Origin of the sequence: Tritonibacter scottomollicae (genome assembly GCF_003003215.1) — a bacterium.
Taxonomy (GTDB): domain Bacteria; phylum Pseudomonadota; class Alphaproteobacteria; order Rhodobacterales; family Rhodobacteraceae; genus Epibacterium; species Epibacterium scottomollicae.
Map to the genome: position 1 here is coordinate 17898 of NZ_PVUF01000015.1, position 25384 is coordinate 43281.

24 protein-coding genes and 2 pseudogenes are annotated in these 25384 nt (G+C 60.9%); 11 read left to right on the top strand and 15 right to left on the bottom strand.

Annotated features, from left to right (window positions below; genetic code table 11):
- The first annotated feature begins 14 nt into the window (after positions 1 to 14).
- The 6 genes from CLV89_RS18050 to CLV89_RS18075 are packed head-to-tail and all read left to right on the top strand — an operon-like array spanning position 15 to position 5868.
- Positions 15 to 791: an ATP-binding cassette domain-containing protein gene (locus CLV89_RS18050; protein WP_207796967.1), complete on the top strand. Its 777-nt coding sequence runs from the start codon at positions 15 to 17 to the stop codon at positions 789 to 791.
- The gene (locus CLV89_RS18055) at positions 788 to 1798 is read left to right on the top strand and encodes a zinc-binding alcohol dehydrogenase family protein (RefSeq protein WP_243395063.1); all 1011 of its coding nucleotides are present in this window, start codon (positions 788 to 790) and stop codon (positions 1796 to 1798) included. Before CLV89_RS18050 ends, CLV89_RS18055 begins: the two co-directional genes overlap by 4 nt.
- Positions 1799 to 1809: 11 nt before the next feature.
- Positions 1810 to 3327, top strand: coding sequence for a UxaA family hydrolase (locus CLV89_RS18060; RefSeq protein ID WP_106165062.1), 1518 nt, complete (start codon positions 1810 to 1812; stop codon positions 3325 to 3327).
- 24 nt (positions 3328 to 3351) lie between these two features.
- Entirely contained in the window at positions 3352 to 4077 is a 726-nt protein-coding gene (locus CLV89_RS18065) for an SDR family oxidoreductase (protein WP_106165063.1), read from the top strand.
- Positions 4078 to 4120: 43 nt separating this feature from the next.
- Positions 4121 to 4966, top strand: coding sequence for a fumarylacetoacetate hydrolase family protein (locus CLV89_RS18070; RefSeq protein WP_106165064.1), 846 nt, complete (start codon positions 4121 to 4123; stop codon positions 4964 to 4966).
- A complete protein-coding gene (locus CLV89_RS18075; protein WP_106165065.1) occupies positions 4963 to 5868 on the top strand; it encodes a sugar kinase in 906 nt (301 codons plus the stop codon). Before CLV89_RS18070 ends, CLV89_RS18075 begins: the two co-directional genes overlap by 4 nt.
- Positions 5869 to 6648: 780 nt before the next feature.
- On the opposite strand, the gene CLV89_RS18080 is transcribed toward CLV89_RS18075, so the two are convergent.
- The 3 genes from CLV89_RS18080 to CLV89_RS18090 all read right to left on the bottom strand — a co-directional run bounded on the left by CLV89_RS18080 (position 6649) and on the right by CLV89_RS18090 (position 8522).
- The gene (locus CLV89_RS18080; protein WP_106165066.1) at positions 6649 to 6870 is read right to left on the bottom strand and encodes a tautomerase family protein; all 222 of its coding nucleotides are present in this window, start codon (positions 6868 to 6870) and stop codon (positions 6649 to 6651) included.
- Between the two features lie 4 nt (positions 6871 to 6874).
- On the bottom strand, positions 6875 to 7255 hold the full coding sequence (locus CLV89_RS18085; protein ID WP_106165067.1) for a nuclear transport factor 2 family protein: 381 nt from the start codon (positions 7253 to 7255) through the stop codon (positions 6875 to 6877).
- Positions 7256 to 7631: 376 nt separating this feature from the next.
- The gene (locus CLV89_RS18090) at positions 7632 to 8522 is read right to left on the bottom strand and encodes a LysR family transcriptional regulator (RefSeq protein WP_106165068.1); all 891 of its coding nucleotides are present in this window, start codon (positions 8520 to 8522) and stop codon (positions 7632 to 7634) included.
- Between the two features lie 189 nt (positions 8523 to 8711).
- Here CLV89_RS18090 and CLV89_RS18095 point away from each other — a divergent pair, with 189 nt between their 5' ends.
- Positions 8712 to 9305: a flavodoxin family protein gene (locus tag CLV89_RS18095; protein WP_106165069.1), complete on the top strand. Its 594-nt coding sequence runs from the start codon at positions 8712 to 8714 to the stop codon at positions 9303 to 9305.
- Between the two features lie 289 nt (positions 9306 to 9594).
- Here CLV89_RS18095 and CLV89_RS18100 read toward each other — a convergent pair whose 3' ends face one another.
- From CLV89_RS18100 to CLV89_RS18130, 7 genes are all read right to left on the bottom strand, one after another.
- Positions 9595 to 11154, bottom strand: coding sequence for a cisplatin damage response ATP-dependent DNA ligase (locus tag CLV89_RS18100; protein ID WP_106165070.1), 1560 nt, complete (start codon positions 11152 to 11154; stop codon positions 9595 to 9597).
- Positions 11155 to 12159: a ligase-associated DNA damage response exonuclease gene (locus tag CLV89_RS18105; RefSeq protein ID WP_106165071.1), complete on the bottom strand. Its 1005-nt coding sequence runs from the start codon at positions 12157 to 12159 to the stop codon at positions 11155 to 11157.
- The gene (locus CLV89_RS18110; protein WP_106165072.1) at positions 12156 to 12620 is read right to left on the bottom strand and encodes a pyridoxamine 5'-phosphate oxidase family protein; all 465 of its coding nucleotides are present in this window, start codon (positions 12618 to 12620) and stop codon (positions 12156 to 12158) included. Before CLV89_RS18110 ends, CLV89_RS18105 begins: the two co-directional genes overlap by 4 nt.
- Before the next feature lie 25 nt (positions 12621 to 12645).
- On the bottom strand, positions 12646 to 14049 hold the full coding sequence (locus CLV89_RS18115; RefSeq protein ID WP_106165073.1) for a UdgX family uracil-DNA binding protein: 1404 nt from the start codon (positions 14047 to 14049) through the stop codon (positions 12646 to 12648).
- The gene (locus CLV89_RS18120; RefSeq protein ID WP_106165074.1) at positions 14046 to 15278 is read right to left on the bottom strand and encodes a putative DNA modification/repair radical SAM protein; all 1233 of its coding nucleotides are present in this window, start codon (positions 15276 to 15278) and stop codon (positions 14046 to 14048) included. Before CLV89_RS18120 ends, CLV89_RS18115 begins: the two co-directional genes overlap by 4 nt.
- A 48-nt stretch (positions 15279 to 15326) precedes the next feature.
- Positions 15327 to 16646 (bottom strand): mechanosensitive ion channel family protein, encoded by a 1320-nt coding sequence (locus CLV89_RS18125; protein WP_106165112.1) that lies wholly within the window; start codon positions 16644 to 16646, stop codon positions 15327 to 15329.
- A 160-nt stretch (positions 16647 to 16806) separates the two neighbouring features.
- Complete coding sequence (locus CLV89_RS18130) at positions 16807 to 18285, bottom strand: FAD/NAD(P)-binding protein (RefSeq protein ID WP_106165075.1); 1479 nt, start codon at positions 18283 to 18285, stop codon at positions 16807 to 16809.
- Between the two features lie 163 nt (positions 18286 to 18448).
- Here CLV89_RS18130 and CLV89_RS18135 point away from each other — a divergent pair.
- Positions 18449 to 18579: pseudogene (locus tag CLV89_RS18135) on the top strand (IS3 family transposase); the annotation flags it as partial.
- A 226-nt stretch (positions 18580 to 18805) separates the two neighbouring features.
- Positions 18806 to 19609 carry a Crp/Fnr family transcriptional regulator gene (locus CLV89_RS18140; RefSeq protein WP_243395065.1) on the top strand — a complete coding sequence of 268 codons (804 nt, stop codon included), beginning with the start codon at positions 18806 to 18808 and terminating at the stop codon, positions 19607 to 19609.
- On the opposite strand, the gene CLV89_RS18145 is transcribed toward CLV89_RS18140, so the two are convergent.
- Positions 19595 to 19996 (bottom strand): DUF892 family protein, encoded by a 402-nt coding sequence (locus CLV89_RS18145; protein WP_243395066.1) that lies wholly within the window; start codon positions 19994 to 19996, stop codon positions 19595 to 19597. The genes CLV89_RS18140 and CLV89_RS18145 overlap by 15 nt on opposite strands.
- 220 nt (positions 19997 to 20216) lie before the next feature.
- Here CLV89_RS18145 and CLV89_RS23245 point away from each other — a divergent pair.
- Together CLV89_RS23245 and CLV89_RS18150 are read left to right on the top strand one after the other, a co-directional pair.
- A pseudogene (locus CLV89_RS23245) lies at positions 20217 to 20342 on the top strand (DUF6552 family protein); the annotation flags it as partial.
- A gap of 108 nt (positions 20343 to 20450) precedes the next feature.
- Positions 20451 to 21683: a sensor histidine kinase gene (locus CLV89_RS18150; protein ID WP_106165078.1), complete on the top strand. Its 1233-nt coding sequence runs from the start codon at positions 20451 to 20453 to the stop codon at positions 21681 to 21683.
- Positions 21684 to 22007: 324 nt separating this feature from the next.
- Here CLV89_RS18150 and CLV89_RS18155 read toward each other — a convergent pair whose 3' ends face one another.
- The 4 genes from CLV89_RS18155 to CLV89_RS18170 are packed head-to-tail and all read right to left on the bottom strand — an operon-like array spanning position 22008 to position 25314.
- A complete protein-coding gene (locus tag CLV89_RS18155; RefSeq protein ID WP_106165079.1) occupies positions 22008 to 23018 on the bottom strand; it encodes a zinc-binding alcohol dehydrogenase family protein in 1011 nt (336 codons plus the stop codon).
- A gap of 24 nt (positions 23019 to 23042) precedes the next feature.
- Positions 23043 to 24218, bottom strand: a complete 1176-nt coding sequence (locus CLV89_RS18160; protein ID WP_106165080.1) for an MFS transporter — start codon at positions 24216 to 24218, stop codon at positions 23043 to 23045.
- A gap of 29 nt (positions 24219 to 24247) precedes the next feature.
- A complete protein-coding gene (locus tag CLV89_RS18165) occupies positions 24248 to 24919 on the bottom strand; it encodes an SDR family oxidoreductase (protein WP_106165081.1) in 672 nt (223 codons plus the stop codon).
- Positions 24916 to 25314 carry a VOC family protein gene (locus CLV89_RS18170; protein ID WP_106165082.1) on the bottom strand — a complete coding sequence of 133 codons (399 nt, stop codon included), beginning with the start codon at positions 25312 to 25314 and terminating at the stop codon, positions 24916 to 24918. Before CLV89_RS18170 ends, CLV89_RS18165 begins: the two co-directional genes overlap by 4 nt.
- Positions 25315 to 25384 lie beyond the last annotated feature (70 nt).

Below are 25384 nucleotides of genomic sequence, written 5' to 3' on the forward strand. Positions count from 1 at the left end.
CAGAAAGGCAGAACATGTCGCAAACCCCCTTGGTAGAGATGATCGGTATCGAAAAGCACTTTGGCGGGGTGCGGGCAGTGGATCATGTCTCGCTTGATCTCCAGCCCGGCGAGGTTGTCGGCGTGTTGGGCCACAATGGTGCCGGCAAATCCTGTTTGATGCGTATTCTGGCGGGTGCGATGATCCCCAGTGCGGGTGAGATCCGGATCAACGGCACGGCAGTCACCTTTGACGACCCCAACGATGCCCGTGCGGCGGGGATCGAGACGATTTACCAGACGTTGGCGCTGGCCGATCATCTGGATGCGCCCGCGAACCTGTTTCTGGGCCGTGAGCTGAAGACGCGGTTTGGCAATCTAGACGATGCGCGAATGCTGGAGGAAAGCCGCAAGGTCCTGGCGCGGCTCAATCCGAACTTCAAGAACCTCACCGATCCGGTTTCCTCGCTGTCGGGTGGTCAACGGCAGGTGATCGCGATCGCGCGGGCGATCTATTTCGACACCAAGGTTCTTATCATGGACGAACCCACGGCGGCACTGGGGCCGTCGGAGACCGCGATGGTTGCGGATCTCATCCGGCAATTGCAGGCGGAGGGCATCGGCATCCTTTTGGTCAGCCACGACATGCATGATGTCTTTGACCTCTGTAACCGCGTGGTGGTGATGAACAAAGGCCGCCTGGTGGGGGCCCATGGCATCGACGAGGTGAGTAAAGACGATGTGCTAAGTCTGATCGTGAAGGGCGAATTGCCCGCTGACTGGTCCGCCCGCAATCTGGAGGCGGTGCAATGAAGGATCAGGTTCAAAACGGGATGGCCTGCGGCGTTTGCGTGAAGCCCGGCACCTTTGAGCTAGAGACACGCCCACGTCCCGAAGTCGCCCCCGAGGGCCATCGGCTGGTTGATGTCGCCGCGATCGGCATTTGCGGCACCGACTATCATATATTCGAGGGCAAGCACCCTTTTCTGAACTACCCGCGCGTGATCGGCCATGAGCTCTCGGGGCATTTGGTGGACGGGCCGGATGCGGGCCAATTGGTGGTGGTGAACCCCTATCTTTCCTGCGGGAAATGCCGGGCCTGCCGACGTGGTAAACCGAACTGCTGCAGCGATATCGCGGTTCTGGGGGTCCATACCGACGGCGGCATGTGTGCCCGGATTGCGGTGCCGGAGGGCAATCTCTACCCCGCCGCGGGGCTGACGCCGGTCGAGGCGGCAATGGTGGAGTTCCTCGCCATCGGGGCACATGCGGTGGCGCGCTCGGGCTGCGGGGCAGGGGATCGGGTGATGGTCACAGGCGCCGGGCCGATCGGGCTGGGCACTGCAATTTTTGCGCGTATTGCCGGAGCCGAAGTGCATCTGATGGACCTCAGCGCCAAGCGCCTGACGGCGGCAGCGGAGCTGTTCGATTTCACCGCTGTCCATCAGCCCGGCGACGAGATCCTGTGCGGGGATCTGGCCGAAGGCTTTGACGTGGTTTTTGACGCGACCGGCAATGCGGGCGCGATTGAGGCGGGCTTTGCCCTGGTGGCCCATGGTGGCGTCACGGTTCTGGTCAGCGTGGTGAAGGAGAACATCACCTTTGCCGATTCCGAGTTCCACAAACGCGAGAGCCAGATCATCGGCAGTCGCAATGCGCTGCGCGGCGATTTCGACCGGGTGATCGAGGCAATCCGCAGCGGCGCAGTCCCAACCCAAGAGATCGCTTCCGCCGTGTTGCCGCTGTCGGAGCTTCCGTCGCAATTTGCCAACCTTGCTGGGGATCGCGACCACGTGATCAAGGTGTTGGTGACGCCGTGAAAGTCAGTGATATGACCAACCAACCCTTTGCGCTTTGTCTGCATGAGGCCGACAATGTGCTTGTTGCCCTGCGAGCGGTGCCGGCAGGGGCCACGCTGCCCGGCGACCTCACCGCGCAAGAGCCGATCCCGGCGGGCCACAAAATCGCCCTGCGCGACGTGGCGGCAGGGGAGATGATCCTGAAGTATGGCCAGATTATCGGCACAACCACTGCTGCGATCCCCGCAGGGGCTCATGTGCATGTGCAAAACCTCGGCATGGGGGATCACAAGCAGGACTATGGCTTTGGGCAAGCGGCGCACCCCTTGCCTGTTCTGAAGCAAGAGGCCGTGTTCCAAGGCTATCATCGCCCTTCGGGACGGGTCGGGACACGGAACTATCTCGGCATACTGACCTCGGTCAATTGCGCAGGCTCGGTGGCGCGGTTCATCGCGGATGCGGCAGAGCGCTCAGACCTGCTGGCGGCGTTTCCCAATGTCGATGGCATCGTGCCGATCGTGCATGGGTCGGGCTGCGGCATGTCGGGCAAGGGTGAGGGCTACGACACCCTGTTCCGCACCCTCGCCGGTTATGGCCACAGCGCCAATTTCGGGGCGATCCTCATGGTCGGCCTTGGTTGCGAGGTAATGCAGATCCCAGACCTCATCGACCGCAAGGCGCTGAAGGACAGCGCCCGGTTCCGCTATATGACGATCCAGCACGAGGGCGGCACGCGGGCCACTGTGGACAAGGGTCTTGGGCTGCTGCGCGAACTTGCAGCAGAGGCGAACAAGGCGACACGCACGCCTGCGTCCGCGCGCCACCTGGTTCTGGGGATGCAATGTGGTGGTTCGGATGGCTACTCGGGGATCACCGCGAACCCTGCGCTTGGGGTGGCTTCCGACCTACTGGTGCGCCATGGCGGCACCTCGATCCTGTCGGAAACCTCCGAGATCTATGGTGCCGAGCATCTGCTGACCCGCCGTGCCGTGGACGAGGGGACGGGCCGCAAACTGATTGACCTCATCAATTGGTGGGAGGACTACACCGCCCGCAACTTTGGCGAGATGGACAACAATCCATCGCCGGGCAACAAACGCGGCGGGCTGACCACGATCCTGGAAAAATCGCTCGGTGCCGTGGCCAAGGGCGGCAGCGCGCCACTCTCTGGGGTCTATAAATTCGCTGAACCCATTGATCAGGCGGGCTTTGTTTTCATGGATAGCCCCGGCTACGACCCCTGTTCCGTGACGGGGCAGACCGCATCTGGAGCTAATCTGATCGCCTTTACCACCGGTCGTGGCAGCGTGTCTGGCTATCAGCCGGTGCCTGCGATCAAGATTGCCTCAAACCCCGACCTCTGGCGGCGTATGCAGATGGATATGGATGTGAACTGCGGCGATATCCTCGATGGGGTCAGCCTGCAGGATAAGGGGCAGGAGATCTTTGATCTGATGCTGCGGGTTGCCTCGGGGGAAGAAACCAAGAGCGAAGCGCAGGGGTTTGGTGCGGTGGAATTCGTGCCCTGGCAAATCGGCGCGGTGATGTGAGTAGGGCGCGAAGGAGGAAGAACCATGACCATTGATCTGACCGGAAAGCGGGTGCTGATCACCGCGGCGGCGCAAGGCATCGGACGCGCCAGTGCCGAAGCCTTTGTGCGGGCGGGGGCCAGCGTGCTTGCGACCGATATAAATGCAGCGGGGCTTCAGGGGCTTATGGACTGCGACACGGCGCGGCTGGATGTGCTGGATACAGCATCGGTTGCCGAGGTTTGCGCGGCGGCAGGACCGGTAGATATCTTGTTCAATTGTGCGGGTATCGTACACGGGGGGACCGTGCTGGAGTGCCGCGAGGAGGAACTGGACTTCGCCTATGACCTGAACGTCAAGGCGATGGTGCGGATGGTGCGGGCAGTGCTGCCAGGCATGCTGGAACGCAAATCGGGTGCGATCCTCAACATGTCCTCGGTGGCGTCTTCGGTGAAAGGGGTGCCGAACCGCTTTGTCTATTCCACCACCAAGGCGGCGGTACTGGGCCTGACTAAGGCGATTGCCGCCGACTACGTGGCTGACGGCATTCGCTGCAATGCGATCTGCCCGGGCACGGTGCAATCGCCCTCGCTCGACGAGCGGCTGGCGGCGACGGGCGATTATGACGCGGCCCGGGCGGCTTTTGTCGCACGCCAGCCGATGGGCCGCATCGCCGAAGCTGAAGAGGTCGCCGACCTCGCCGTCTATCTGGCCGGTGCGACCTATACCACTGGGCAGGCTTGCTGCGTCGATGGCGGCTGGACCCTTTGACCAAACACCCTGATGACATCAAAAGCCTGAGGACTGACACGACATGAAATTGCTGCGCTATGGTGCCCCCGGTGCCGAGAAACCGGGATTGTTGCACCGGGACGGAACCCTTCGCGATCTCTCAGATCTGATCGACGATCTCGCTGGGGCGGCGCTCTCGCCCGAGAGCCTCGCCGGATTGGCCGAAGTGGATGCGGACTCGCTGCCGGTGGTCGAAGGCAACCCGCGTCTTGGCCCGCCGATCGCGGGTACGGGAAAATTCATCTGCATCGGTCTCAACTACGCCGATCACGCCGCCGAAAGTGGGTTGGACGTGCCGCCGGAGCCGGTGATCTTCATGAAGGCGAGTTCCGCCATTTGCGGGCCGAATGACCCCATCGTCATCCCGCGCGGTTCCACCAAGACGGATTGGGAAGTGGAACTTGCGGTGATCATCGGCAAGCCCGCAAAATATGTCAGCGAAGCCGAGGCGATGGACTACGTGGCGGGGTATGCGATCACCAACGACGTCTCCGAACGCGCTTTCCAGACCGAGCGGGCTGGGCAATGGACTAAGGGCAAGAGCTGCGACAATTTCGGCCAGATCGGCCCTTGGCTGGTGACACAGGATGAAGTGCCCGATCCGCAATCTCTTGCCATGTGGCTCAAGGTGAATGGCGAGACGATGCAGGACGGCTCCTCCAGCACCATGGTCTACGGCGTGGCGCATCTAGTGCATTACCTCAGCCAGTTCATGACGCTTCATCCAGGAGACGTGATCTCGACTGGCACGCCCCCGGGCGTCGGCCTTGGCATGACGCCGCCGCGCTACCTGAAGGCAGGTGACGTGGTAGAGCTGGGCATTGCAGGTCTTGGACGGCAACGCCAGGACGTGATTGCCGACCAATGACGCAAGCGGAGCGCCTCGATGTTCTGTGCCTCGGTGAGGCGATGGGGGAGATCGCCTTTTCTCCCGCCGGAGTGCCGCAAGTCGCAGTGGGTGGTGATACCTTCAACACTGCCATCTATCTGGCGCGGGCGGGGCTGCGGGTGGGCTTTGCCAGTGCGGTGGGAGAAGATCCGTTTGGCGATCTGATCCAGCGCAGCCTGCGCGAAAATGACGTATCCGACAGGTTGTTGCGGCGCGTCTCGGGGGCGGTGACGGGGCTTTATGCGATCTCCAACGATGCCAGCGGCGAGCGCAGTTTCTCTTATTGGCGCGAGACATCGGCAGCGCGGCAGTGCTTTGCCGCACCTTCACAGATGTGGATGGAAGGGCTGGGCGAAACATCGCTGCTCTATTTCTCCGGGATCAGCCTTTTTGCATTTCAAGCGGATCTGGACAGGCTTTTTGCCAGCCTGTCCGCTCTGCGCGCCGCCGGGCTGAAGATCGCGTTTGATGGCAATTTCCGACCTCGGCTCTGGCCGGGGGACAAGGCGCGGACACAGGAGATTTTCCGCACTGCGATAGCTCTGAGTGACATCTACCTGCCCACATATGAGGATGAGGCCCTGCTCTGGGGGGATCAATCGGCAGCAAATTGTTGCGCACGCCTGTCTGAAATGGGGCCCAAGACCATCGTCGTGAAGGATGGGGCAAACGGATGCCTGATCTGGGCGCAAGATCAGCTCATCACGGTGCCGGTGCCCGCGCAGGTGTCGGTCGTGGACACAACTGCTGCCGGAGACAGCTTCAATGCGGCGTTTCTGGCTGGACTTCAGCAAGGGCAGCCCGCCACCGAAGCGGCTCTGGCCGGGCACCGGTTGGCCGGTCAGGTGATCGGGTATCGCGGCGCGATCCTGCCAGTCTGAGTTGCGCTACGGGGCGCCGTCGCTGGCTCTGTTGTCAACTCACATGCAGGTTGCCACGCTCAGGTCGATTTTGAGTGCGGGGATCAAGCTATGATTGACTTCTAAGGGCCGCATTTCTCTGGCGAGGTCACGCTGTGTGCCGTTCGCTGGTATTGCAGGTACGGTCGCAGCTACCGCGATCTGAAGCCATGACGGCGGAGCGCGGTGTGCGTGTCGATCATCCGACCATTTACCTCCGGGTGCAACGCTAGGCCCCCGAAATGGAGCGGCGGATGCGCTGGCAGTGGCGGCCGCCGATGCCGGATCTCTGGCGCGTTGACAAAACCTATTTAAGCTGCGAGGCAAGTAGGCGTATCTGTACCGGGCTGCAGAGAAGCTGGGGCGTGCGATGGATCATTATCTGTCACGGACCAGCACTGCGAAGGCCGCGAAATGCTTCCTCGGCAATGCCACCGCGCTTGTGAAGCTTGGGGGAAAGCATCCAGAACCAACACCGACAAGTCCGGGTGCCATACCCAGGCGGTACGCGAATTAAAGAAAAAGGGGCAAGTGTCTAAAGGATATCGAGTACTGCCAGGTCAGATACCTGAATAGTGTGATCGAGGCCAGGCAACAGGATCGACGAGATAGTGCCCGCGCATTGGTGCCATTTGTTGAGCCCCGCATACCTTGGGTTGCGACCTTGAAATGATCCGACGAAGCTCTGGAAACCAGCCTGTCGTTCTTGCCGGTGCGCAAGACGCACACCGGCACATTGGGAGATATGTTTGGCAAGAAGGGTCAGGCCTGTTCAGCGCGAATAGTGCTGACCTGCCGCCCCTCCAATCCCCAGTTTTCAAGCGGGACTTCGTCGATGACGACACATGTGGTGGCCGGACTCTTGCCAAGAACAGTGGCAAGAAGATCCGTCACCCCCTCTACCAGTTGTTTCTTTTCTTCGGTCGAGGGGCCGGTACCATTCGGGCCGCCCTCTTGGGTTACCTTGATGTTCACATAGGGCATTGTGTCAGTCCTTTCTTTCAACAAACGAGAACACTTTGGTGAGAACGCGCCAGCCTTGATCTGTGTGGATGATCGTCAATAGGTCTTGGTAATTACGACCCATCATCGTCATGCGGGCCTCTACCATGCCGATGCGTGTGCCTTTGAAGGTGATCCGTTCGATGACCTCATCCCGGGCGTCGCCACGGGAGGCGGGCGGCGTGCGGGCATCGATCCGTGTCATATAGGCGTCGAGCCCCATGTGCTCATAGGTGCCCTCTGTTCCGTTTACGTAGGCGAGGTCAGGGTGGAAGACGGTCCGCAAAATGTCGCTGTTTGAGTGATAAAGCCCCTCAAAATAACGCGTCATGAGGTCTTGGACCTCGGCGTCATAGGATCCGCTCATCCTGCAATACCCCGCTGATCCGAAGGGGCGTTGCAATGAGGGTAATTTTGCGACCGGCTTCTGTGCATGCGCTGGTGCGACCGCGATCCGGGAATTGGGAATAGAGTGTCATACGATGTTCCATATTGGCGTCTCCATTGATCTAGCAATGAGAGTCACCGAAAGATAACATCGAGTTTTCATGTATTTGATCTGCAAAGTAGATCAATTGAACAAGTTGCGAGCCGAGGGGGGTGCAACCCGACCGATACGCGAACGGGGTTCGGGAAGGCCGGGCTTACAGAGCCTCCTTCACTGTTATTGCCGTTGCAATCTGACTGCGCCTAGAAAGCAAGAATAGGCCAGCCTCAACAAAGAGCGCCCGTGCTTTAGGTGGTCAGCAGTCTTGGATCGCCTCGCGTCCCAGAGCGTTCCAAATCCGCGACATGACCTGTCCCATCGGGTGATCCCGGCGTCTGATCGCAAAGATCTCCGTGTGGCGCGGAGGATGGCCCTCGATCACCAGAGGAACCAATTCTCCTGATCTGAGTTCATCGAGGATTAAATGCTCCGGGATCCCGCCCCACCCAAGACCTGCCTTGATGATGGACTTCTTGGCTTGAAAATCCGAGACCGTCCAACGTTGGCCACCCAAAAGCAGGTCGCGGCTCTGTTCATAGTCATTACCGCCAGTCCCTGACACAACAACCTGAGTGTAGGCCTGCATCTCACGGCGCGACCTGACCCGTGACGGGTCGGCCGCCGAAAATGCCGGGCTGGCGACGGGGCGGATAGTGATGGTTCCAACCGGACGCGTTTCGACTTCATCGATTGGCACGCCATCGAGCCCGGCGATGATAAGATGGGCCTCACCATTCATGAGACGCGCGAGCGGACCGCCCATCATCTCGGTCACCAGCTTGATATGCGTTGCAGGGAAGGCGCGCCCCACTTCTCCCAGAAGATTCAGAATCGGATCAAGCGACATCGTTGCTGTGATCGCGATCGAGACCAGAGGCTCCTGTTCACTTCGCAGCCCGGCAGCCACGGTTTTCAAGCCATTAACCTGCTCCAGGACTCGCGTCACCTCGCGATAATAGACCTCGCCTTCCGGTGACAATCTGGGCCGATAGGCGTCCCGCGAGAAGAGGTCGAACCCCAATTCGTCCTCGAGCTTCTTGATTTGATGGCTCACCGCGGATTGTGCCTTGTTCATCCGATCCGCCGCTCCTCGGAATGTTCCGGAGGCGACAATCGCGTCGAGTGCTATGAGCTGATCCAATGTCATGGCGAGCCTTTATGATCTCATAAAACGATCATTGTCATGAGAACTCAATATTATCAATCGCTGATCTCTGTCGACATAAGCAAGCGGGACATCCCAACAGGAACTGGATGCACCTCCGTTCCGAAATCTTGGTGTCGCATTCAGGGCAATCCGGCCAGCTCGGTCGGCGCCACTTAAAAGGAGAAAGCAATGGTGAAGATCGCAATCGTCTACCACAGCGGCTATGGCCACACGGCGGTGCAGGCCAAAGCGGTGTATCGCGGTGCGAGTGAGGTTGCCGGGGCACAGATCACTTTGATCCCGGTCGAAGAGCGCGCGCAAAATTGGGAGGTTATCGACGACGCCGATGCAATCGTCTTTGGCTCCCCCACATATTTCGGCAGTGCCTCCGCGCAGTTCAAATCTTTCCTGGATGAGACCTCAGGTCGATGGCTCGAAGGGCGCTGGGTCAATAAACTGGCTGCAGGGTTCACTAACTCGGCGGGGATGAGCGGCGACAAGCTCGCAACGCTTCAACAAATCAACCACTTCGCCATGCAACATGGCATGGTCTGGGTTGGTCTGGGCTTGCCGCCTGGAAACAACACCAGCACAGGCTCTCCCGAAGATCTCAATCGTCTCGGTGGGTTCTTGGGTGCGATGTCGCAGGCGGATGCCGATGTGTCAGCCCAGGTTGCGCCGGCAGGCTCTGATCTCAGAACCGCAGAATACCTTGGCCGCCGGGTCGCCGAAATCGCGCACCGCTGGCAGTCTGGTCGAGCGTCCCAAGCAGCAGCCAGCTGAGCAAGATCCACTCCCCCGCCATTTCTAGATGACGACACAGGCAGCCGTTGAACCGCACCTTCCGAGGCCCAGACTTACGGGCCTCGGCCCCCTAAATCCTTGGTCTGGCGCAGCGCATCAAACGCGTTCGAAGCAACGCAGATCGTCTTGCGGCAGACTCAGCTACGTCTTGGTCACCCGCATGTCCATTGAAGGACAGGCCCTGCGCTATGATCTCAGGATCGCACTCGACGCCAGCACTGTGCCAGAGCACGTTGGGACGAAGCGCCGTGTGGCCAGGCGCGCGTGATCACTTCGGCAGAAGCGCCTGCAGGCTGGCCAGTGTGTCGGCCTCCGACGCCGGTTTGTCGTCGCGAATGCGGCTGATGCGGGGAAAGCGCATGGCGACCCCTGATTTGTGCCGGGTGGAGCGGTTGAGCCCCTCGAAGGCGACCTCGACCACCTTGATCGGTTCCACCGCGCGGACCGGGCCGAAGCGGTCGGTGGTGTGGCTGCGTACGAAGCGATCCAGATCCTTGAGTTCGGCATCCGTGAACCCGAAATACGCTTTTCCGACCGGCACCAGCGCCTCCCCATCCCAAACGCCGAAGGTAAAGTCGGAGTAGTAGCCCGAGCGCTTGCCGTGCCCGCGCTGCGCGTAGAGTAATACCGCGTCGATCAACATCGGGTCACGCTTCCACTTGAACCATGGCCCCTTGATCCGCCCCGCCTGATAAGGGCTGCTTTTTCGTTTCAACATGACCCCTTCGATCACCTGATCGGGCGGGGCAGCGCGCAGATCCGCCAGCGCCTCCCAGCTGTCGAATGCCAGCAGCGGCGACAGGTCAAGGCGGGGGTGAGCGTGTCGCGCCACCAAGGCCTCCAGCGCCGCGCGGCGGGTGGTGAAGGGCGCACCGCGCAGATCTTCGCCATCCGCCACCAGCAGGTCATAGGCCCGCAGTGCCGCCGGGTGGCTGGCCCGCATCTTTGCCGAAACCTGCTTGCGCCCAAGTCGTTTTTGCAGATCGCCGAAGGGCGCAACCGCGTCGCCGCGCCGGATCAGCAATTCGCCGTCCAGCGCCGCCGCGTCGGGCAGCGCCTCCAACACATCGGGAAACGCGGTCGAGATATCCTCGCCAGTGCGGGAATAAAGCCGCTGCACCCCGCCATCACTCACAGCTTGCACGCGGATGCCATCCCATTTCCATTCAGCGGCGAAATCATCGGGGTCAAGTGCGCGCAGCGCGTCCAGTTCAGTCGCGGTGGACAGCATCACCGGGCGGAACGGCGCCAGCGCGGCACTTTCGGGTTTAGGGCCGCCCGTCGCCCAGGCGAACAGCGGCTCAAAGGGCGGAGTCAGCCCGTGCCAGATCTCTTCGACCTCGGTGACCTCGATATCGCCGAACTCGGCCAGCGCGAGCCGCGCCAGCCGCCCCGAAACCCCGACACGCAGTCCCCCTGTCGCAAGCTTAAGGTAGGCGTAGCGCGACGAGGGGCCGAGCGCGTCCAACCGTGCGGCGATCACCCCGGGCAGATCGGCTTTGGCGGTCTCTCGCAGCTCCGCCACCACGTCGGGCAGCGGGAGGTCCCCGTCCTGTTGGCCGGGCCAGATTAAAGCGATGGTTTCAGCCAGATCGCCGACGAACTCGTAAGAAAGCCGAAACAGCTCCGCGTCGACCCGTTCGGCCACCAGAGCCCGCAGCAGCGACGGCGTAACCTTGCGCAGATCCAAGTCGCCGGTCAGTGCCGCCAGCGCATAGCCGCGCGCCGGGTCGGGCGCCCGGGCGAAGTAATCCACCAGAATCTGGAGCTTACCGCTGCGTTGCGGCGTGAATGCGAGCCGTTCAAGGAGGTGGGCGAAGTCACGCATCTAGTCGGCCTCGTCTTCATAGCCGATCAGCCGCAGCGGTCGGGCGGTGCGGCCGGTCATCTCGCACCAGCGGATCACAGCGTCTTCGCGCCCATGAGTGACCCAGGTTTCTTCTGGGTTCAGCTCCGTGATCGTGCGGGTCAGATCGGGCCAGTCCACATGGTCAGAGATGATCAGCGGCAGCTCCACGCCCCTCTGGCGTGCCCGTGCCCGCACCTGCATCCAGCCACTTGCGAAACAGATCACCGGATCGGGGAAGCGCTGTGCCCAAGTTGAGGCAAAGGCCGAGGGCGGGCCAAGCACGATGCTGCCTTTGAAATCGGCCTTGCTGCCCCGCGCGACGGTGGCTGGGCGCAGATCGCCCAAGGGCACGCCCTGCGCGATATGGTAATCGCACAGCTGTTGGAGGGCGCCGTGGATGTAGATCGGCGCGTCCCACCCGGCCTGTCGTAGCCCCATGATGACCCGTTGCGCCTTACCCAAGGCATAGGCACCGACCAGATGCGCGCGGTCCGGAAAGGCCTGCACCGACGCCAGCAACCGGGCGATTTCATCAGCCATAGGCGGGTGGCGAAACACTGGCAGGCCGAAGGTCGCTTCGGTAACGAAGATGTCGCAGGGGACGGGCTCAAATGATGCGCAGGACGGGTTTGCCTCGCGCGCGTAGTCGCCGGAGACAACCGCCACCGCGCCCTGCTGCTCAATCCGGATCTGGGCCGAGCCCAGAACATGCCCGGCAGGGTGGAAGGACACTGAGGCGTCGCCGACTTGCGTCACGCCTTGCGCCACCTGCCGCGCCTCGGCAAAGCTCTCTCCATAGCGGACCGACATGATATCAAGGGTCTGCGCCGTCGCCATCACTGCGCCGTGTCCCGCGCGGGCATGGTCCGCATGGCCATGGGTGATCAGAGCGCGGGGCACTGGTTTAATCGGGTCGACATAGAAATCTCCCGAGGGGCAATAAAGCCCCTCGGGTCGATTCGTAAGGATCTCCGCTGGGTTCAAAACGTCACGGTGACATGGCGCCCCATGTCAGGTTGCGTGTCGGTCAGGTTGGCCTTCAGTGTTTCATATAGAAAAACCATGCCGCTTTTCGGGCTCAGCCACAGCTCGGAGGTTTTCGGTGTCATCCGGGTCAGCACCAGATCGGGGTCGTCCTTGCCTTCTTCAAACCAGGACGCGGCGACGAAATTCCAAACCTCGGCCAGTTTTTCGCGATCTTCCGACAGCTCCAGCGTGCCATTGAGAACGCCATGCAGTCCCGCATCTGTATCACAAATGGCAAAGCGGATCTCTTTGCCAGCTTTTGCGGCTTCGGCCGCGTCGGTGCCGCGGGCCGTCAGGAACCAGATGCAGCCATCCTCGGGTGCGCAATTTGGCGACATGGGAATAAGGCGGCCATTCACCTCCATCAGACCGGCACGCACTTTGGCGAGGCGATCCCAGAATTCTTGTGTGTCAGTCATGAGGTTTCCTCTTCATTAAGGCTTGCTACGCCTCAACGCTCCGCGCGCCCATTCGTTCCCTTGCGAGTTCCGCAGCGTGGCTCAGATCAGCCGCCAGTTCGGCGCGCATCTCCGCGCCCCGCGATCGTGCGCGCAGGATCGCTGCGGGATGCCAGGTGATGAGGACGTCACCGCCACGGATCGCCGGTTCCAGCGTGCCACGTCGCGACGTCAGCGCCGCGCGACGCCCGGTCAGCGCAAATGCTGCGCTCGCGCCGAGCGCGACGGTAAGCCGGGGCCGGATCAGCCGTCGTTCCTGGTCCAGCCACCAGCGGCAATGGTCTATCTCGCCGCGCGTCGGGCTTTCGTGCAGTCGCTGCTTGCCCCGCTGCGTAAACTTGAAGTGTTTCACGGCGTTGGTCAGATAAGAGGGTGGGCATCCGGCCTCTGTCATCGCGGCGCGCAACAGTTGACCGGCGGGGCCGACAAAGGGCAGCGCTTGCTGGTCCTCGTGATCTCCCGGTGCTTCGCCGACGATCATCAGGGGTGCATCGGCGGGCCCTTCGCCCCAGACCATCCGCCGCGGCGCGCAAAGGTCGCATCGTGTACACGTCTCGGCCCCCGCACGCGCCTGATCTAGCGTTGCAGGCATTGCTGCGATCCGCGCCGCGCGTTTCGGCGGCTCTGTCGGCAGCGCGTCCCGCATCCGCTGCACGCGCGCTTCGGCGTCTTGCAGCATGGCCGGGATCGCGCGGGTCTCGGGGAGGTTTTTCCAGTACTTCACCGGCATTTCGGATTTCATCGCGCCAATCTTTACCCGCGCCGGGTTGAATATATTGGTGAAATACGTCGTCCAGAGTGCCTCTGACGCGTCCTCCGGCAGATCCGGGCGTGGCCCCGGGAGGTCAAAACCAAGCTGGCCGTCTGAAAACCGCGCGGTGCCGAACGGCGTCGCAATCAGCCAGTCCATATCGGCGAAGCGGCGGGCGAAGAAGGGCGCGGCGGCCTCCACAATGCGGTGGTCTGGCTCAAACCACGCGGCGAAGCGGCGGCGCGCGCCGCTCGTGGACAATTCGCGAAACCGGACGAAGGCGTGCATCTTGTGAATGTCGCGCCCCACGGCCTTTGCCAGCCGGTCAAGGCGACGGGTCAGAGGGTCGGCGGGGTTCCCTAGCGCGCGCCGGTCCTTTTGATGCCGCCAAAGCGCCTGATACAGCAGGGCAGGCGCCTCCGGGTCGGTATGGCAGATGACGCTCCCTGACAGCTGAACAAAGCTCTTGGGCACGCGAAGATCGCGCGGGCCGTCCGCATCGGGAATAGGGTCGCCGCCAAAGAGGGTGCCGCCCTGCCAGTCGATCTCCTCCGGGGCAATGCCGTGGCTGGCGAGACGACGGGCGGCCTCGCGCCACGCCTTTGCGCGCCCCAGAACGGGCAGGTCGACCTGGATCATGCGAACAGGCTGAGCTGTTCGGGCGGTGGCGCATAGCGGGCGCGCAGTCCGGCGCTGTCGGTCAACGCGCCGGGCGACCAGTCGGGCAGCGTGATGAACGGCTCGGCCTGTTTCACCCGCGCGCCGATGCGGATCAGATCCGCGTAGCGCAGCGGCCCGGAACGGCGCGCAGCAAGGATGCGTTGCACGGTGCGTGTTCCAAATCCAGGAACGCGCAGCAACAGCTCACGCGGCGCGCGTGCCACATCCACGGGAAACTGTGCGCGATGCGCCAGCGCCCAGGCGAGCTTTGGGTCGATCTCCAGATCGAGGTTTCCGCCTTTGGTGGAGGACGTGATCTCTGCCGCGTCGAAGCCGTAAAACCGCATCAGCCAATCGGCCTGATAAAGCCGGTGTTCCCGGATCAACGGCGGTCGGATCAGCGGCAGCATTGCGGAGCTGTCGGGGATCGGAGAAAAGGCCGAATAATAGACCCGCTTGAGCTTGTAGCCCTGATAAAGCCGTGTGGACGTGCCCAGAATATCGCAGTCAGAGGTGCCATCGGCCCCGACGATCATCTGAGTCGACTGCCCAGCAGGGGCAAAACGCGCAGGGCGCTTGCCGCGATGGCTGGCCACTTTGCTGGCGGCGCGTGTCTCGCGCACGTGGCTCATGGCGGCGCGGATGCCTTTGGGCTGTTTCTGCGGCGCAAGCCTGGCGACGCTGTCGTCTTTGGGTAGTTCCACGTTGATCGACAGGCGATCGGCGTAGCGTCCGGCCGCTGTGATTAGGTCGGGCGACGCCTCGGGGATCGTCTTGAGGTGGATGTAGCCCTTAAAACCGTGATCCTCGCGCAGCATCCGCGCAATACGGACCATATCTGCCATCGTGTCATCCGGACTGCGAATAATGCCCGACGACAGAAACAGCCCCTCGATGTAGTTGCGCCGATAAAACTCCAACGTCAGCGTCACGACCTCTTCGGGGGTGAAACGCGCCCGTTCCACCCTGCTCGAGACGCGATTGACGCAATAGACGCAGTCATAGATGCAGAAATTGGTCATCAGGATCTTCAGCAGGCTGATGCAGCGTCCGTCGGGCGTGTAGGCGTGGCAGATCCCGCTGCCCCCGGCACTGCCTATCCCGCCGGCGCGAGAATCCCGTCGCGTGGTCCCGGAACTCGCGCAGGAGGCATCGTATTTCGCAGCATCCGACAGGATTGCGAGCTTATCTTGGAGTGTGCGCTTCATGAGAACATATATAGAACACAGGTGGGTGTCGTGCAAGCCTTGCCGCTGTCAACGCAGCAGATCGGTATCGTTTGATCCTTCGATCGGCACCTGCATTTGCTCTTCAAGATCGTCTTCGGCGCTGAGGTCGTCGTCCATCTCCGATCGGCCCTCCTTGGGGGCGGGTTCGGGCACTGGGGCGGGTCCCGTGCCCTGTTGCAGCGGGATGCCTTCGGGAAAGATGATCTCCCGCGCTTCATCGGGCATGGAAATGCCGGCATCCATCAGCGTTTGCTTGATCTGCCGGACCAGCGCGCTGCGCAGCTTGAGCGGTGAAATCTGCGCCCCGTCGAACCAGTAGTAGATCTTTACGTTCACGGTCGAGGCGCCAAGCGTGTCGGCCAGCACCATCGGCTCGGGGTGCTTCAGCACGCCCGGTTCGGCACTGAGCACAGCATTCACGATCCGTTGCACATCGCTGATCGCCGCGTCATATCCGATGCCCAGATCCAGCTCTCCGCGGCGGCGGGGCACCGCGGTTATATTCTCTATGATCGACTTGAAGACGGTCGCATTGGGGATCTGGATGTGGTTGCCTTCTACTGACACCAGCACCGTGCTGCGCGTGTTCATGCTGTGAACGACGCCGGACTGCCCGGCCACGTTGATGATATCGCCCCGCGCAAAGGGCTGGCGCAGGCTGAGCAACAGCGAGGCGAGGAAATTCTCGGCAATGTCTCGGAACGCAAAGCCGATGACGATCCCCAGCACCCCGGCGCCGCCGACCACCGATAGCGCCAGCTGGGTCAATCCCGCGATTTGAAGCACGAGGTAGAGCCCCAGCAACAGCACCGGAAGCGCGCCGAGCCGTGCCAGGATGTCTGCGATGAACGGCGACCGCGTGCGCCCGCGCAGCGACCAGCTCAATATGTGGCGCACCAGACGCGCGGCGAACCACGCCAGCGGCAGGATCAGCAGGGCCAGCGCGATGGAGGGCAGCGCCCCTAGCAGCTGATCTTTGAGCACGCGCACCTCGCGCACGGCAGGGTCGATGGTCAGTTCGACTGCGTGTTCCACCTCGATCCTGTTGACCACGGCGACAACCCCCGTGGTCTTGGCAGCCAGATCGCGCGCCCAGGTCTTGCGCTCCGTCGTCGTCGTGGTTCCGTCCAGAAACGCGATACTGTCATTCACACGCACTGATGCGTCCGAATACCAGCCTGTGGCATCGAGGATTTGCGCGATCCGCTCCGCGATGCGCCCATCCGCAAGTCCCGGCTCCACATCCACCGCCTGATCGGTAGAGGTCACCTCCACCTCCGTGTCACCCGGGGTCTGGGCCAGCGCGGGCGCGGCCGTCAAAAGCAATAGGATCAGAAGGATGCGCATGGCGGCCTCGGTCTGGATAGGTGCGGAGTTTGGGCCAAGCGGCGCCTGATGCAAATGGGGGCGAAGGTGCCGACATAGGCCCGGAACAAGCTTTGCAGCATCAGGCGCGGTTTGCCATGCTTTTATTCTCCGCGCCGTCTTGTGTCGTGCCTGTGGTGGCTCAAACCCCTTTTGAGCCGCCGAGCGATTTTCTGGCCCACTCAGCCGTCACATCGCCAAAACAGTCGACGAGGGAATCCGTTGCCCACCTTTGACCTTCGGTCGTGCGGCCGAGCACGGAGAGCCCATCCGTCACCGGTTTCAATCCGCAGTCGACCGTTAGGTGTCCCGCGCGGATCAGGCCGCGTACCAAGGGATCGGTGATATCGTCGGGCGATGGACCAGGAAGAACGCAATCGATCATCGCGTCGGCGAGGATCTGATCATTCAACCGCCACCCGCCGCGCTCCAATGAGATCGCCGGGTCCTCCGCAACGGTCAGGCGGACCAAGCCCTTGTCGATCAGGGCCCGAAGCAGACGGGCGCTGCGCACGGGCGGGCCGTAGGAATAGCGCTTGAGCCCGTTTTCAAAGGCGACCAGGGCGGAGCGGGTCTCGCCACTGCCGTCACACGCTGCGAACGGTCCCCGCACATCCTGTTGCAGCTTTCGCCAAATCTGCCCGACGGCATAGCCAACCGAAGGAGCGCGCTGTCCGTCCGCCATCGAGAGTCCGATCTCGAGCGCGGACACCGGGTCATCGTTCTCCTGCGCGCCGGGCGCGTCGCGCTCCGCGGCGAGCCACGGCTGGGGGTCGGTGTTGGTGACGCGCGCGATGATCGGCGCAAGGGCGTCGGTCAGGCACTGGACCGCGGCATCCGGCGAAAGCGTCAGTGCCCGCGTCACCGCGCTGATCACCGCGCGCCGCTCGGTCGGCAGCGGATCAAAGAGCGCGTCGATATCGGCATTGGCCGGCTTCGGCATCGGAGGCATCCCGTCAAGCGAGAACGGAACGATCAGATCCGGTTCCCGCCCCGAGGCGTGATAGCTGTCGCCATCCATGGTGCCGCCTTGCCCGAGCGTGAGCAGGGCGATCACATCCAGCGCCGAGAGTGCGAGTCCACGCAGCGCCACGACCCGCCCGCGCCAATCAACGGAGCGGATCGACGTTGTGGGGTAAGCGTTGATAAAGGTCAGCTTCTGCGCGGCGGCATGCGCGCTCCAGCGGGCGGCCTGCGCGTCTTGCGTCACCGGGGGTTGGCCTTGAGTCAGCAGCAGGTTGTCAAACGGCCCCCGGCCATCGACGATCCAACCGCGATCATAGTGTGCCGACACGGCGGTGGCGGGGACATGTTCGACCTGTGATTGCAGTCTGTGCCAGCGCTCCGTCAGGTAGCGGCCCACCTCAGCCCTTGGAGGGTAGGCCTCGGACGTGCCTCCCAGCCAGTCGGCAAAGCGCGGCGCACCAAGATCAAGCTCGCGAACCGGCAGGTTCAAGAGGCACTCGGGCGCTTCGTCTGGGCGAAAATTTGGTCCTACGCCCGGGTAAGGGCCCGGCTCGAAGATGCAGATGCGTAGTTCCGGAGCAACCTCCAGCGCCGCCTCGGCGGCGGCCAGGCCCCTGGGGCCAAGACCGATGATTGCTAGCTTTTTCAAAGACACGAGTGGCGGCGTAGCTCAGCCACAGTGGAAAGTAAAGCGCGCGGTTTTCTGGACTTGCGTCGAAAAATTGCCGGGGTCGTGAGGGCATGACCGCGACCAAGGAGATAAGCGATGTCAGAGAAACGGGCGGAAGAATTCAAGCGTGATGCAGGTCGCATGGACAGCCAGCGACCGAATGAAACGCAACCTCGCAATACACGCCTTGCCAATGGCGATAGGTCTGCGCCAGCCAGGCCACTAGGCAGCATTCACCACAGGGATCGTGGATCGCAATATTGCTCACAAGACAATCAATAGATCCTGCGCATGCATCACTTCGAGACAAGTCCAATCTCGTCCTGCGCCAGAATTGCGTTCCAGGACCGACCCGCAGAAATACCCGAAGCGATGGAACCATGACGGAACGGATGATGATCAGCTCTATTGCGGGAGCTCTTTCGACTAAGGTAATATACTTTGATGTAGCTCGGCACTGCGGAAGGAACGAGGTGGCCGGGATTAACCTATGATAAGATCCGGAATGACCAAAAAAATTGAAAGCTGCCTTGTCAGCCGCCTGTCTCGCTTCGTTGACCTGACCGAGCGTGAACGTGCCTTCATTGCTGAAATGGAGAAGGATGAACGACCTTGCCATAAAGGTAGAACGGTCATCAGTGTGGGCGACCGGTCGGATGGCGTGACCATTCTCAAGTCCGGCTGGGCTATCGTGAGGTCTGACAGCACCGACGGCCGAAGCCAGATATTGAGAATTTACTTGCCCGGCGAAGTGATGGGGCTTGCTGAGATCGGATCGTCACGTGCCAGTCATCGTGTGGTCATGCAGACCGACGGGGTCATATGTCCATTCCCCCGAAACGGTTTAGCGCCGCTCTTCTCGGACCATCCGCGGCTTGGGGCGCTTCTGACTGCGGTCGGCAGTCTTGATCAGATCGCGCTACGGCACCATGCCAGCAGTCTTGCATCAATGGATGCAACTCGAAAGCTCAAGTTTTGGCTGCTGCAACTGAGATCACGTCTTGAAATCGCGAACGTCGGTTTGGGCAACCGCTTGCAAGTGCCCCTCAGCCAGGCCGAGATAGGACAGGCCGTCGGCCTGACATCCATCTACGTAAACAAGCTGCTGCGCAGGTTTGTCGAAAACGGCGAAATCGAAATCGAGCGTCCTTACTTGCGTCTGCTGGATCGCGAGAGATGGGAAAAAGACTGTGAGTACGTTAATCCATTCGTCGACATGGATACGTCTTGGTTTCCACAGCCCGACCCAGTGGGGCGCGATGCGACTGCGCCCGCAAAATTGGCCGAGCCGGAGTTAGAACCAGACTAGAGCTTCCCGGTTGATGCCACCAGTTGCGAGCGCGGTCATCGTGCGGTCGCCATCATGGGACGCATCGAGGCAAGCCTTCAGTTCAATCATGTCGCTGTCCAAATCCAGGCGCTCGGCGAAAGCCGCAAGGCATCCGTACCCTGTAATCGCATAGTCGATCAGCCACTGATACTGCGTGATGATCAGTGCATCGCGCGTTGCTTCCTTGCCGAAGCTATCTTTGATCGCATGCACTTGTGCCTCTTCGACTAGCCCTTCCATTCCCTTGCAGTGCTGCCCCTCGGTGGGCTCGTCGCGCTCACTTGTGATTTTCGCGATGGCCCCAATTCCTCTCTGGATGCCTTCGGTTCCGGCATTCAGGGCCTTCATCAAAGTCACCCATTCCATTCCGCCGTGCCTAAGTCTCGAAATCCTAAACCAGTTTAGTATGTGCGCTCCGCACGCAGCGCATTGATTGCGTAACGTAGTTCTAAGGTGGCCGCACATGCCCCATGGAGGATCCTATCAATGCACAACGTCTTTTACGTCATCGGACTGATCGTCGTCGTTCTGGCTGTGATCAGTGTTTTGTTCTGATCCATTCACCGCAGGATAGACGCGCTGGGATCTTCACCGGTTCATCGACGGCGTCATCGGTCGGTTCTTTGCCGGCCTTCTCTGTGGCGACAAGGAATTCATGCTGATCCACCTCGTTGCTCTCGGCGCGATGTCGACGAGGATGGCCAGCCGATGACGTGAAGGGGCTCGTAGGCATGGCACGCGATCACGCGCTCGGCAGCAAGATGCCAACCCGTTCGTGATCCGTGAACGAATATATCAGAAGAAGGCAAAAGTGATTTCAATGACCAAACCAGAAGCTATCTCCGAGTTGCAGGATCACTCGGCGTTTCTTGCCGGAACCCACGATTTCCAGACAGATATCGAATTGCTGGCAGGCAGCGACTTCGTCGCGACGATTCTTGAGACCGTCATGCTCGCGACGAACATGCGCTTTGCGGGGGTTGCCCGTGTGACAGCCGACAGATGGGTCGCCTGTCGCACAATCGACGAGATCGAGTTCGGTCTCGCCGAAGGAGATGAGATCCCAATAGATTCAACCTTTTGCCAAAATGTGCGGGACACATCCGAGATGGTCATCTTCAACGATGTCGCTACGGATCCAAAGTACCAAGGCCATCCCATTGCAGCGGCCCTAGGCATCACGAGCACTGCATCCGTGCCAATCTATCGAAGTGACCGAAGCTTTTTTGGCACCCTCTGCGTGATCGACACGGAACCAAAAGACGTCAAGAGCCCCCGCGCCGTGGCGATGCTGCGGATGTTTGCAGATCTCATCGGAAGCAGTCTGGAAACCGAGGAAAGACTGGAAGCGCAAGAGCAACTGATCGAGCACGAACGCAATCTGGTCCAGATACAGGAAGAGTTCGTGGCGATACTCGGCCACGATCTGCGAAACCCGGTTGCCGCGCTTGGTGCGGGCCTCCGACAGCTGGACAAGGAACCAGTGACAAGCCGGGGGCGAGAACTTCTGGTTCTGATGCGTGCATCATTGCACCGTATGAACGAGCTGATTGACAACATGATGCTGCATGCGAAATCCCGCCTCGGCAGCGGTATTGCCGTGACGGCCGTGCCAGATGCACCGTTGTCGGAAGCACTACAGCATGTGGTGGAGGAAATCCGTTTCACCACCCCAGAACGAGAAATCCTTTTGACCGTAGACCTGTCAAAGCCGGTCAGCTGCGATCCGGATCGGATCGGGCAAGCGGTGTCGAACCTGATTTCGAACGCGATCACGCACGGCGCCCCTGGATCACCAGTTCAGGTTTCGGTCAGAAGCTGCGACAAAGAGATCTACATAGAAGTGGAGAATGAGGGAGATCCGATCCCGCCGGAGCTTCAGAAAAACCTGTTTCAGCCGTTCCGTCGTGGGAATGAAACAAGCGAGGGGCTCGGACTCGGCCTGCACATTGCATCGTCGATCGCCAAGGCCCATAGCGGGCTTCTCTCCGTATCGAGCGAGGGCAGCACGACCTGTTTCCGGCTTGAGCTGCCGAAACTCAACGTTTCGTAGCTCCATACGCGCTCTGCGGCCAGACACTCCGATCCGATCACTCTTATTGTCATGCAAATCGCCAGTTAGGCAGAGCTGAATGTCCACTCTCGGGAGGCCGTTCGCTCTTGCACCAGATGCTTCGCTGCGCCTTGCATGAATGTCGAGTTTGGGCTGGCCGCAGTTAACTCGCGACCGACACCAAATGCGATGTCGCTACAATCAAGCTGCCGCACCGCCGCAAATCGGCTTGGAGCCCAGTGTACAGGTGTTGCAAGATGCGATAGCGGCGGCTTTGACGGCATGTGGTTGTGCGGAGTGGATTTTCGCACTCCGCACGCGTTTTCAAAATCCCTCAACCACAATTTTGCCTTTGGCTTGGCCAGTTTCAACCAGCCGGTGTGCTTCGCGCATATTGGTGGCGTTGATTGGCGACATCCGTTTTGACACGGTTGTCTTGATCTTTCCCGCGTCGATTTGATCGGCGACATATGACAGCAGTTTGTGCTGCTCGACCATATCGTGGGTCTGGTGCATCGATCTGGCGAACATGAACTCCCAATGGAAGCTTGCCGCCTTCATCTTCATCCCACCCATCGGCATCGGCAGATCAGTATCGTCAATCGAGACAATGCCACCTTGCGGGCGGATCAGCTCGACGGCCGTCTCCCAATGGCGCATGTCGTTGAAGATTGCGATATGATCGACATGCTGAATCCCCAGGGCACGGATCTGCGCCACCATATCTTCGCGGTGATTTACCACATGATCCGCACCAAGTTCCTGCACCCAGGCAGAGGTTTCGGGGCGTGAGGCTGTGGCAAGGACCTTCAGGCCAGCCTGTTTGGCAAGCTGAATACCGATGGAGCCAACACCACCACCGGCACCGATGATCAGGATGGATTGGCCACTATCAGCGCCGTCGCGATCAATGCCGAGGCGATCAAAGAACGCTTCATAGGCGGTGATCGTGGTCAGCGGCAATGCCGCAGCCTCGGCGTGGGACAGGGATGCCGGCCTGCGCCCGACGATACGCTCATCGACAAGATGGAATTCAGCGTTGGTACCGGAGCGGGTGATGTCGCCCGCATAATAAACCTCATCGCCGGGCTTGAAGAGCGTCACCTCAGAGCCGACAGCCTCGACCACGCCGGACGCGTCATACCCGATGATACGCGCTTGATCCTCGACCTTGTCCTTTGGTGCTCGCACCTTTGTATCAACCGGGTTAACGGCTACTGCCTTGACGGCGACAAGAATGTCGTGGCCTTTGGGTTCTGGTTTGTCGACCTCCAGGTCAAGGAATGCGTTGGCGTCCTCGACTGGCAGGTAGTGGGTGAAACCTACGGCTTTCATGTGAAATCTCCTTGAGGTTTGGGGTTAAGCTGCGACCGAAACGGAAGGGGATTTCCATTCCTGCCAGATGATGAAGAGCAGTCCGATTGCGGGGACGATGATGGCGGCGAAGGGAATGTATCCCGGTCCCCATGTGCTATCGACCACGACGCCGCCGATAATCCCGCCCAGGGCGTTGGCGATATTGAAGGCCGAGATGTTCGCCGTCGCGGCCAGCTCTGGGGCATCGCCGCCGTGTTTCATGACCCGCATCTGCATGGGCGGCACGTTGGCAAAGGACACCACGCCAAAGACAAAGGAGGCGGCAACGAACAGATAGGGTTGCGACGCCACCAAGCCGACGACGATCAGGGCCGCACTCATTGCGAGGGGCCATCCGATCAGCGACGCGCTCAGGTTCTTGTCAGCGGTTTTGCCGCCAAGCGTGTTGCCCAAAACCAGGCCCAGGCCGACGATAACAAGGATCCATGTCAGGGAGGATCGCTCAAACCCTGCAACCTGCTCGGCGATCGGGGCGATATATCCGTAAAACGTCATGAAACCGACCCACCCCAATGTTGTGATGAGCAAACTGGCCAGCAGTTGGGGATTACGGAACGCGCCGATCTGTGAGCGGACAGATTTGGCTTCTTCAGCACCCTGCGGCGGGATGGCAACAGCAATTGCGGCAGTGGCGATTGCCCCTAGCGCGGCGACAACAATGAAGGTGGCGTTCCAGCCGAAAATATTGCCGATCCATGCCCCACCGGGAACGCCAAGCACATTCGCCAGCGTCAGGCCCGCGAACATTTGACCAACCGCCTGGCCCTCCATGTTCTTGGCGACCAGTCGCGTCGCAACCACCGCTCCGATGCCGTAGAATGGTCCCTGTGTCAGGCCAGCCATGACGCGGCTGATCATCAGGGTGGTGTAGTCAGCCGAAAATGCGGTGATCAGGTTGGAGACCACGAACAGTGCCATCAGCCCGATCAGCACAACCCGCTTGCGGTAGCGCGCCAGCCATAGGGTCAGGATGGGGCCCCCGATGACGATGGCCAAGGCATAGGCGGTGATCAAATGTCCCGCTTGCCCCTCCGAAATATCCAGGCTTTCGGCAACCTGTGTAAGAATACCGGCAATCACAAACTCTGCGGTGCCGATGGCGAAAGCTGCGAGGGTCAATACCCAGACCTGCAGCGGCATTTTTGATTTTAGTGACATGGCTTCGGTCCTATCCGGGACGGATTTGTTCAGTTGATGAGTGCGCCACCGTCGATGTCGATGACGGCACCGGTGACAAAGGCGTTGTCGATGGCGAAGAGATAGCCTCGGGCGAGGTCTTCCGGCGCACCGGCCTTACCTGCAGGAAGTGATCTGGCCGCACGGTCGAGCATCGTTTGCCGCGCCTCCGCATCCATACCTGCATGGGCTTCGGTATCGGTCAGGCCGGGGCTGATCACGTTCACGCGAATTGGTGCCAGTTCCTTGGCGAGAATCTTGGCGACGGCTTCGATCCCCGCATTCATCGCTGTTTTCACGTAGGTTCCCGGCACTGTCCGCCGGGCAAGAAAACCAGATGTCAGCGTGATCGATCCACCGGGGCGGATGTGTTTGGCAGCAGCTCCGGCTGTGGCGATGGCGCCCCAGAACTTGGCGTCAAACGCCTGTTTGGCGGCATCAATAGGCACATCTGTCACCGCACCACCCGGCGCCGCTGATCCTGCAGTAAACACCACATGGTCGACCGGGCTTTGAGCTTCGAAATAGGCAGCAACTGCGGCTTGGTCCGTCACGTCCAGACCGGTCGACCGGCTTACGGTCGCGACCGATCCCGGGCGCAGCGCAAGCGCACTGGCGACGGCTTTCCCGATCCCGGAGGTGCCACCGATGACGATGGTTCTGGTGTCGTTTGTAAAGGTCATTGGATCTGCTCCTGTGGCTCTGGAATGGGCTCATGAAAGACGGCCTCGATCAGCGGGCCCGATGGGGTTCGCAAGAACAGTCGCCGCTCGCCCCGTTCGGCGAGATCCATCTTTGAGTAGGGGATACTCAGCGCTTCCAGCTTGGCACGGAATGCGCTGTAGTCGTCGAGGTGGATCCCCACATGGTCATAAGCCTCTGCGGCGCTATCAATGCCATAGCCCCGCGCGCCAATCAGGTGCACGATGGGCTTGTCGCGTGCATAGAGCCAATGCCCCGGAATGCGCTGGATCGCCTGTGGACGTTCGCGTTCTTCAAGCTCGTCAAAAACCTCAAGGAAGAAAGACCTGGTCCCGGGCAGATCGCGGGTGCGGATTGTGATGTGATCAAGGTGCATGATGACCTCCTTTCGTTGGTCACGATCTACAGCTTGTCCATTCGCTGAATAATTGGGTAATATTCAAAAT

What these genes read in the sequence shown, in the direction of transcription:
- CLV89_RS18050 (WP_207796967.1), top strand. Translation starts at nt 15, where the DNA reads ATGTCGCAAACCCCCTTGGTAGAGATGATCGGTATCGAAAAGCACTTT.
- CLV89_RS18055 (WP_243395063.1), top strand. Translation starts at nt 788, where the DNA reads ATGAAGGATCAGGTTCAAAACGGGATGGCCTGCGGCGTTTGCGTGAAG.
- CLV89_RS18060 (WP_106165062.1), top strand. Translation starts at nt 1,810, where the DNA reads ATGACCAACCAACCCTTTGCGCTTTGTCTGCATGAGGCCGACAATGTG.
- CLV89_RS18065 (WP_106165063.1), top strand. Translation starts at nt 3,352, where the DNA reads ATGACCATTGATCTGACCGGAAAGCGGGTGCTGATCACCGCGGCGGCG.
- CLV89_RS18070 (WP_106165064.1), top strand. Translation starts at nt 4,121, where the DNA reads ATGAAATTGCTGCGCTATGGTGCCCCCGGTGCCGAGAAACCGGGATTG.
- CLV89_RS18075 (WP_106165065.1), top strand. Translation starts at nt 4,963, where the DNA reads ATGACGCAAGCGGAGCGCCTCGATGTTCTGTGCCTCGGTGAGGCGATG.
- CLV89_RS18080 (WP_106165066.1), bottom strand. Translation starts at nt 6,870, where the DNA reads ATGCCCTATGTGAACATCAAGGTAACCCAAGAGGGCGGCCCGAATGGT.
- CLV89_RS18085 (WP_106165067.1), bottom strand. Translation starts at nt 7,255, where the DNA reads ATGAGCGGATCCTATGACGCCGAGGTCCAAGACCTCATGACGCGTTAT.
- CLV89_RS18090 (WP_106165068.1), bottom strand. Translation starts at nt 8,522, where the DNA reads ATGACATTGGATCAGCTCATAGCACTCGACGCGATTGTCGCCTCCGGA.
- CLV89_RS18095 (WP_106165069.1), top strand. Translation starts at nt 8,712, where the DNA reads ATGGTGAAGATCGCAATCGTCTACCACAGCGGCTATGGCCACACGGCG.
- CLV89_RS18100 (WP_106165070.1), bottom strand. Translation starts at nt 11,154, where the DNA reads ATGCGTGACTTCGCCCACCTCCTTGAACGGCTCGCATTCACGCCGCAA.
- CLV89_RS18110 (WP_106165072.1), bottom strand. Translation starts at nt 12,620, where the DNA reads ATGACTGACACACAAGAATTCTGGGATCGCCTCGCCAAAGTGCGTGCC.
- CLV89_RS18115 (WP_106165073.1), bottom strand. Translation starts at nt 14,049, where the DNA reads ATGATCCAGGTCGACCTGCCCGTTCTGGGGCGCGCAAAGGCGTGGCGC.
- CLV89_RS18120 (WP_106165074.1), bottom strand. Translation starts at nt 15,278, where the DNA reads ATGAAGCGCACACTCCAAGATAAGCTCGCAATCCTGTCGGATGCTGCG.
- CLV89_RS18125 (WP_106165112.1), bottom strand. Translation starts at nt 16,646, where the DNA reads ATGCGCATCCTTCTGATCCTATTGCTTTTGACGGCCGCGCCCGCGCTG.
- CLV89_RS18140 (WP_243395065.1), top strand. Translation starts at nt 18,806, where the DNA reads ATGACCAAAAAAATTGAAAGCTGCCTTGTCAGCCGCCTGTCTCGCTTC.
- CLV89_RS18145 (WP_243395066.1), bottom strand. Translation starts at nt 19,996, where the DNA reads ATGGAATGGGTGACTTTGATGAAGGCCCTGAATGCCGGAACCGAAGGC.
- CLV89_RS18150 (WP_106165078.1), top strand. Translation starts at nt 20,451, where the DNA reads ATGACCAAACCAGAAGCTATCTCCGAGTTGCAGGATCACTCGGCGTTT.
- CLV89_RS18155 (WP_106165079.1), bottom strand. Translation starts at nt 23,018, where the DNA reads ATGAAAGCCGTAGGTTTCACCCACTACCTGCCAGTCGAGGACGCCAAC.
- CLV89_RS18160 (WP_106165080.1), bottom strand. Translation starts at nt 24,218, where the DNA reads ATGTCACTAAAATCAAAAATGCCGCTGCAGGTCTGGGTATTGACCCTC.
- CLV89_RS18165 (WP_106165081.1), bottom strand. Translation starts at nt 24,919, where the DNA reads ATGACCTTTACAAACGACACCAGAACCATCGTCATCGGTGGCACCTCC.
- CLV89_RS18170 (WP_106165082.1), bottom strand. Translation starts at nt 25,314, where the DNA reads ATGCACCTTGATCACATCACAATCCGCACCCGCGATCTGCCCGGGACC.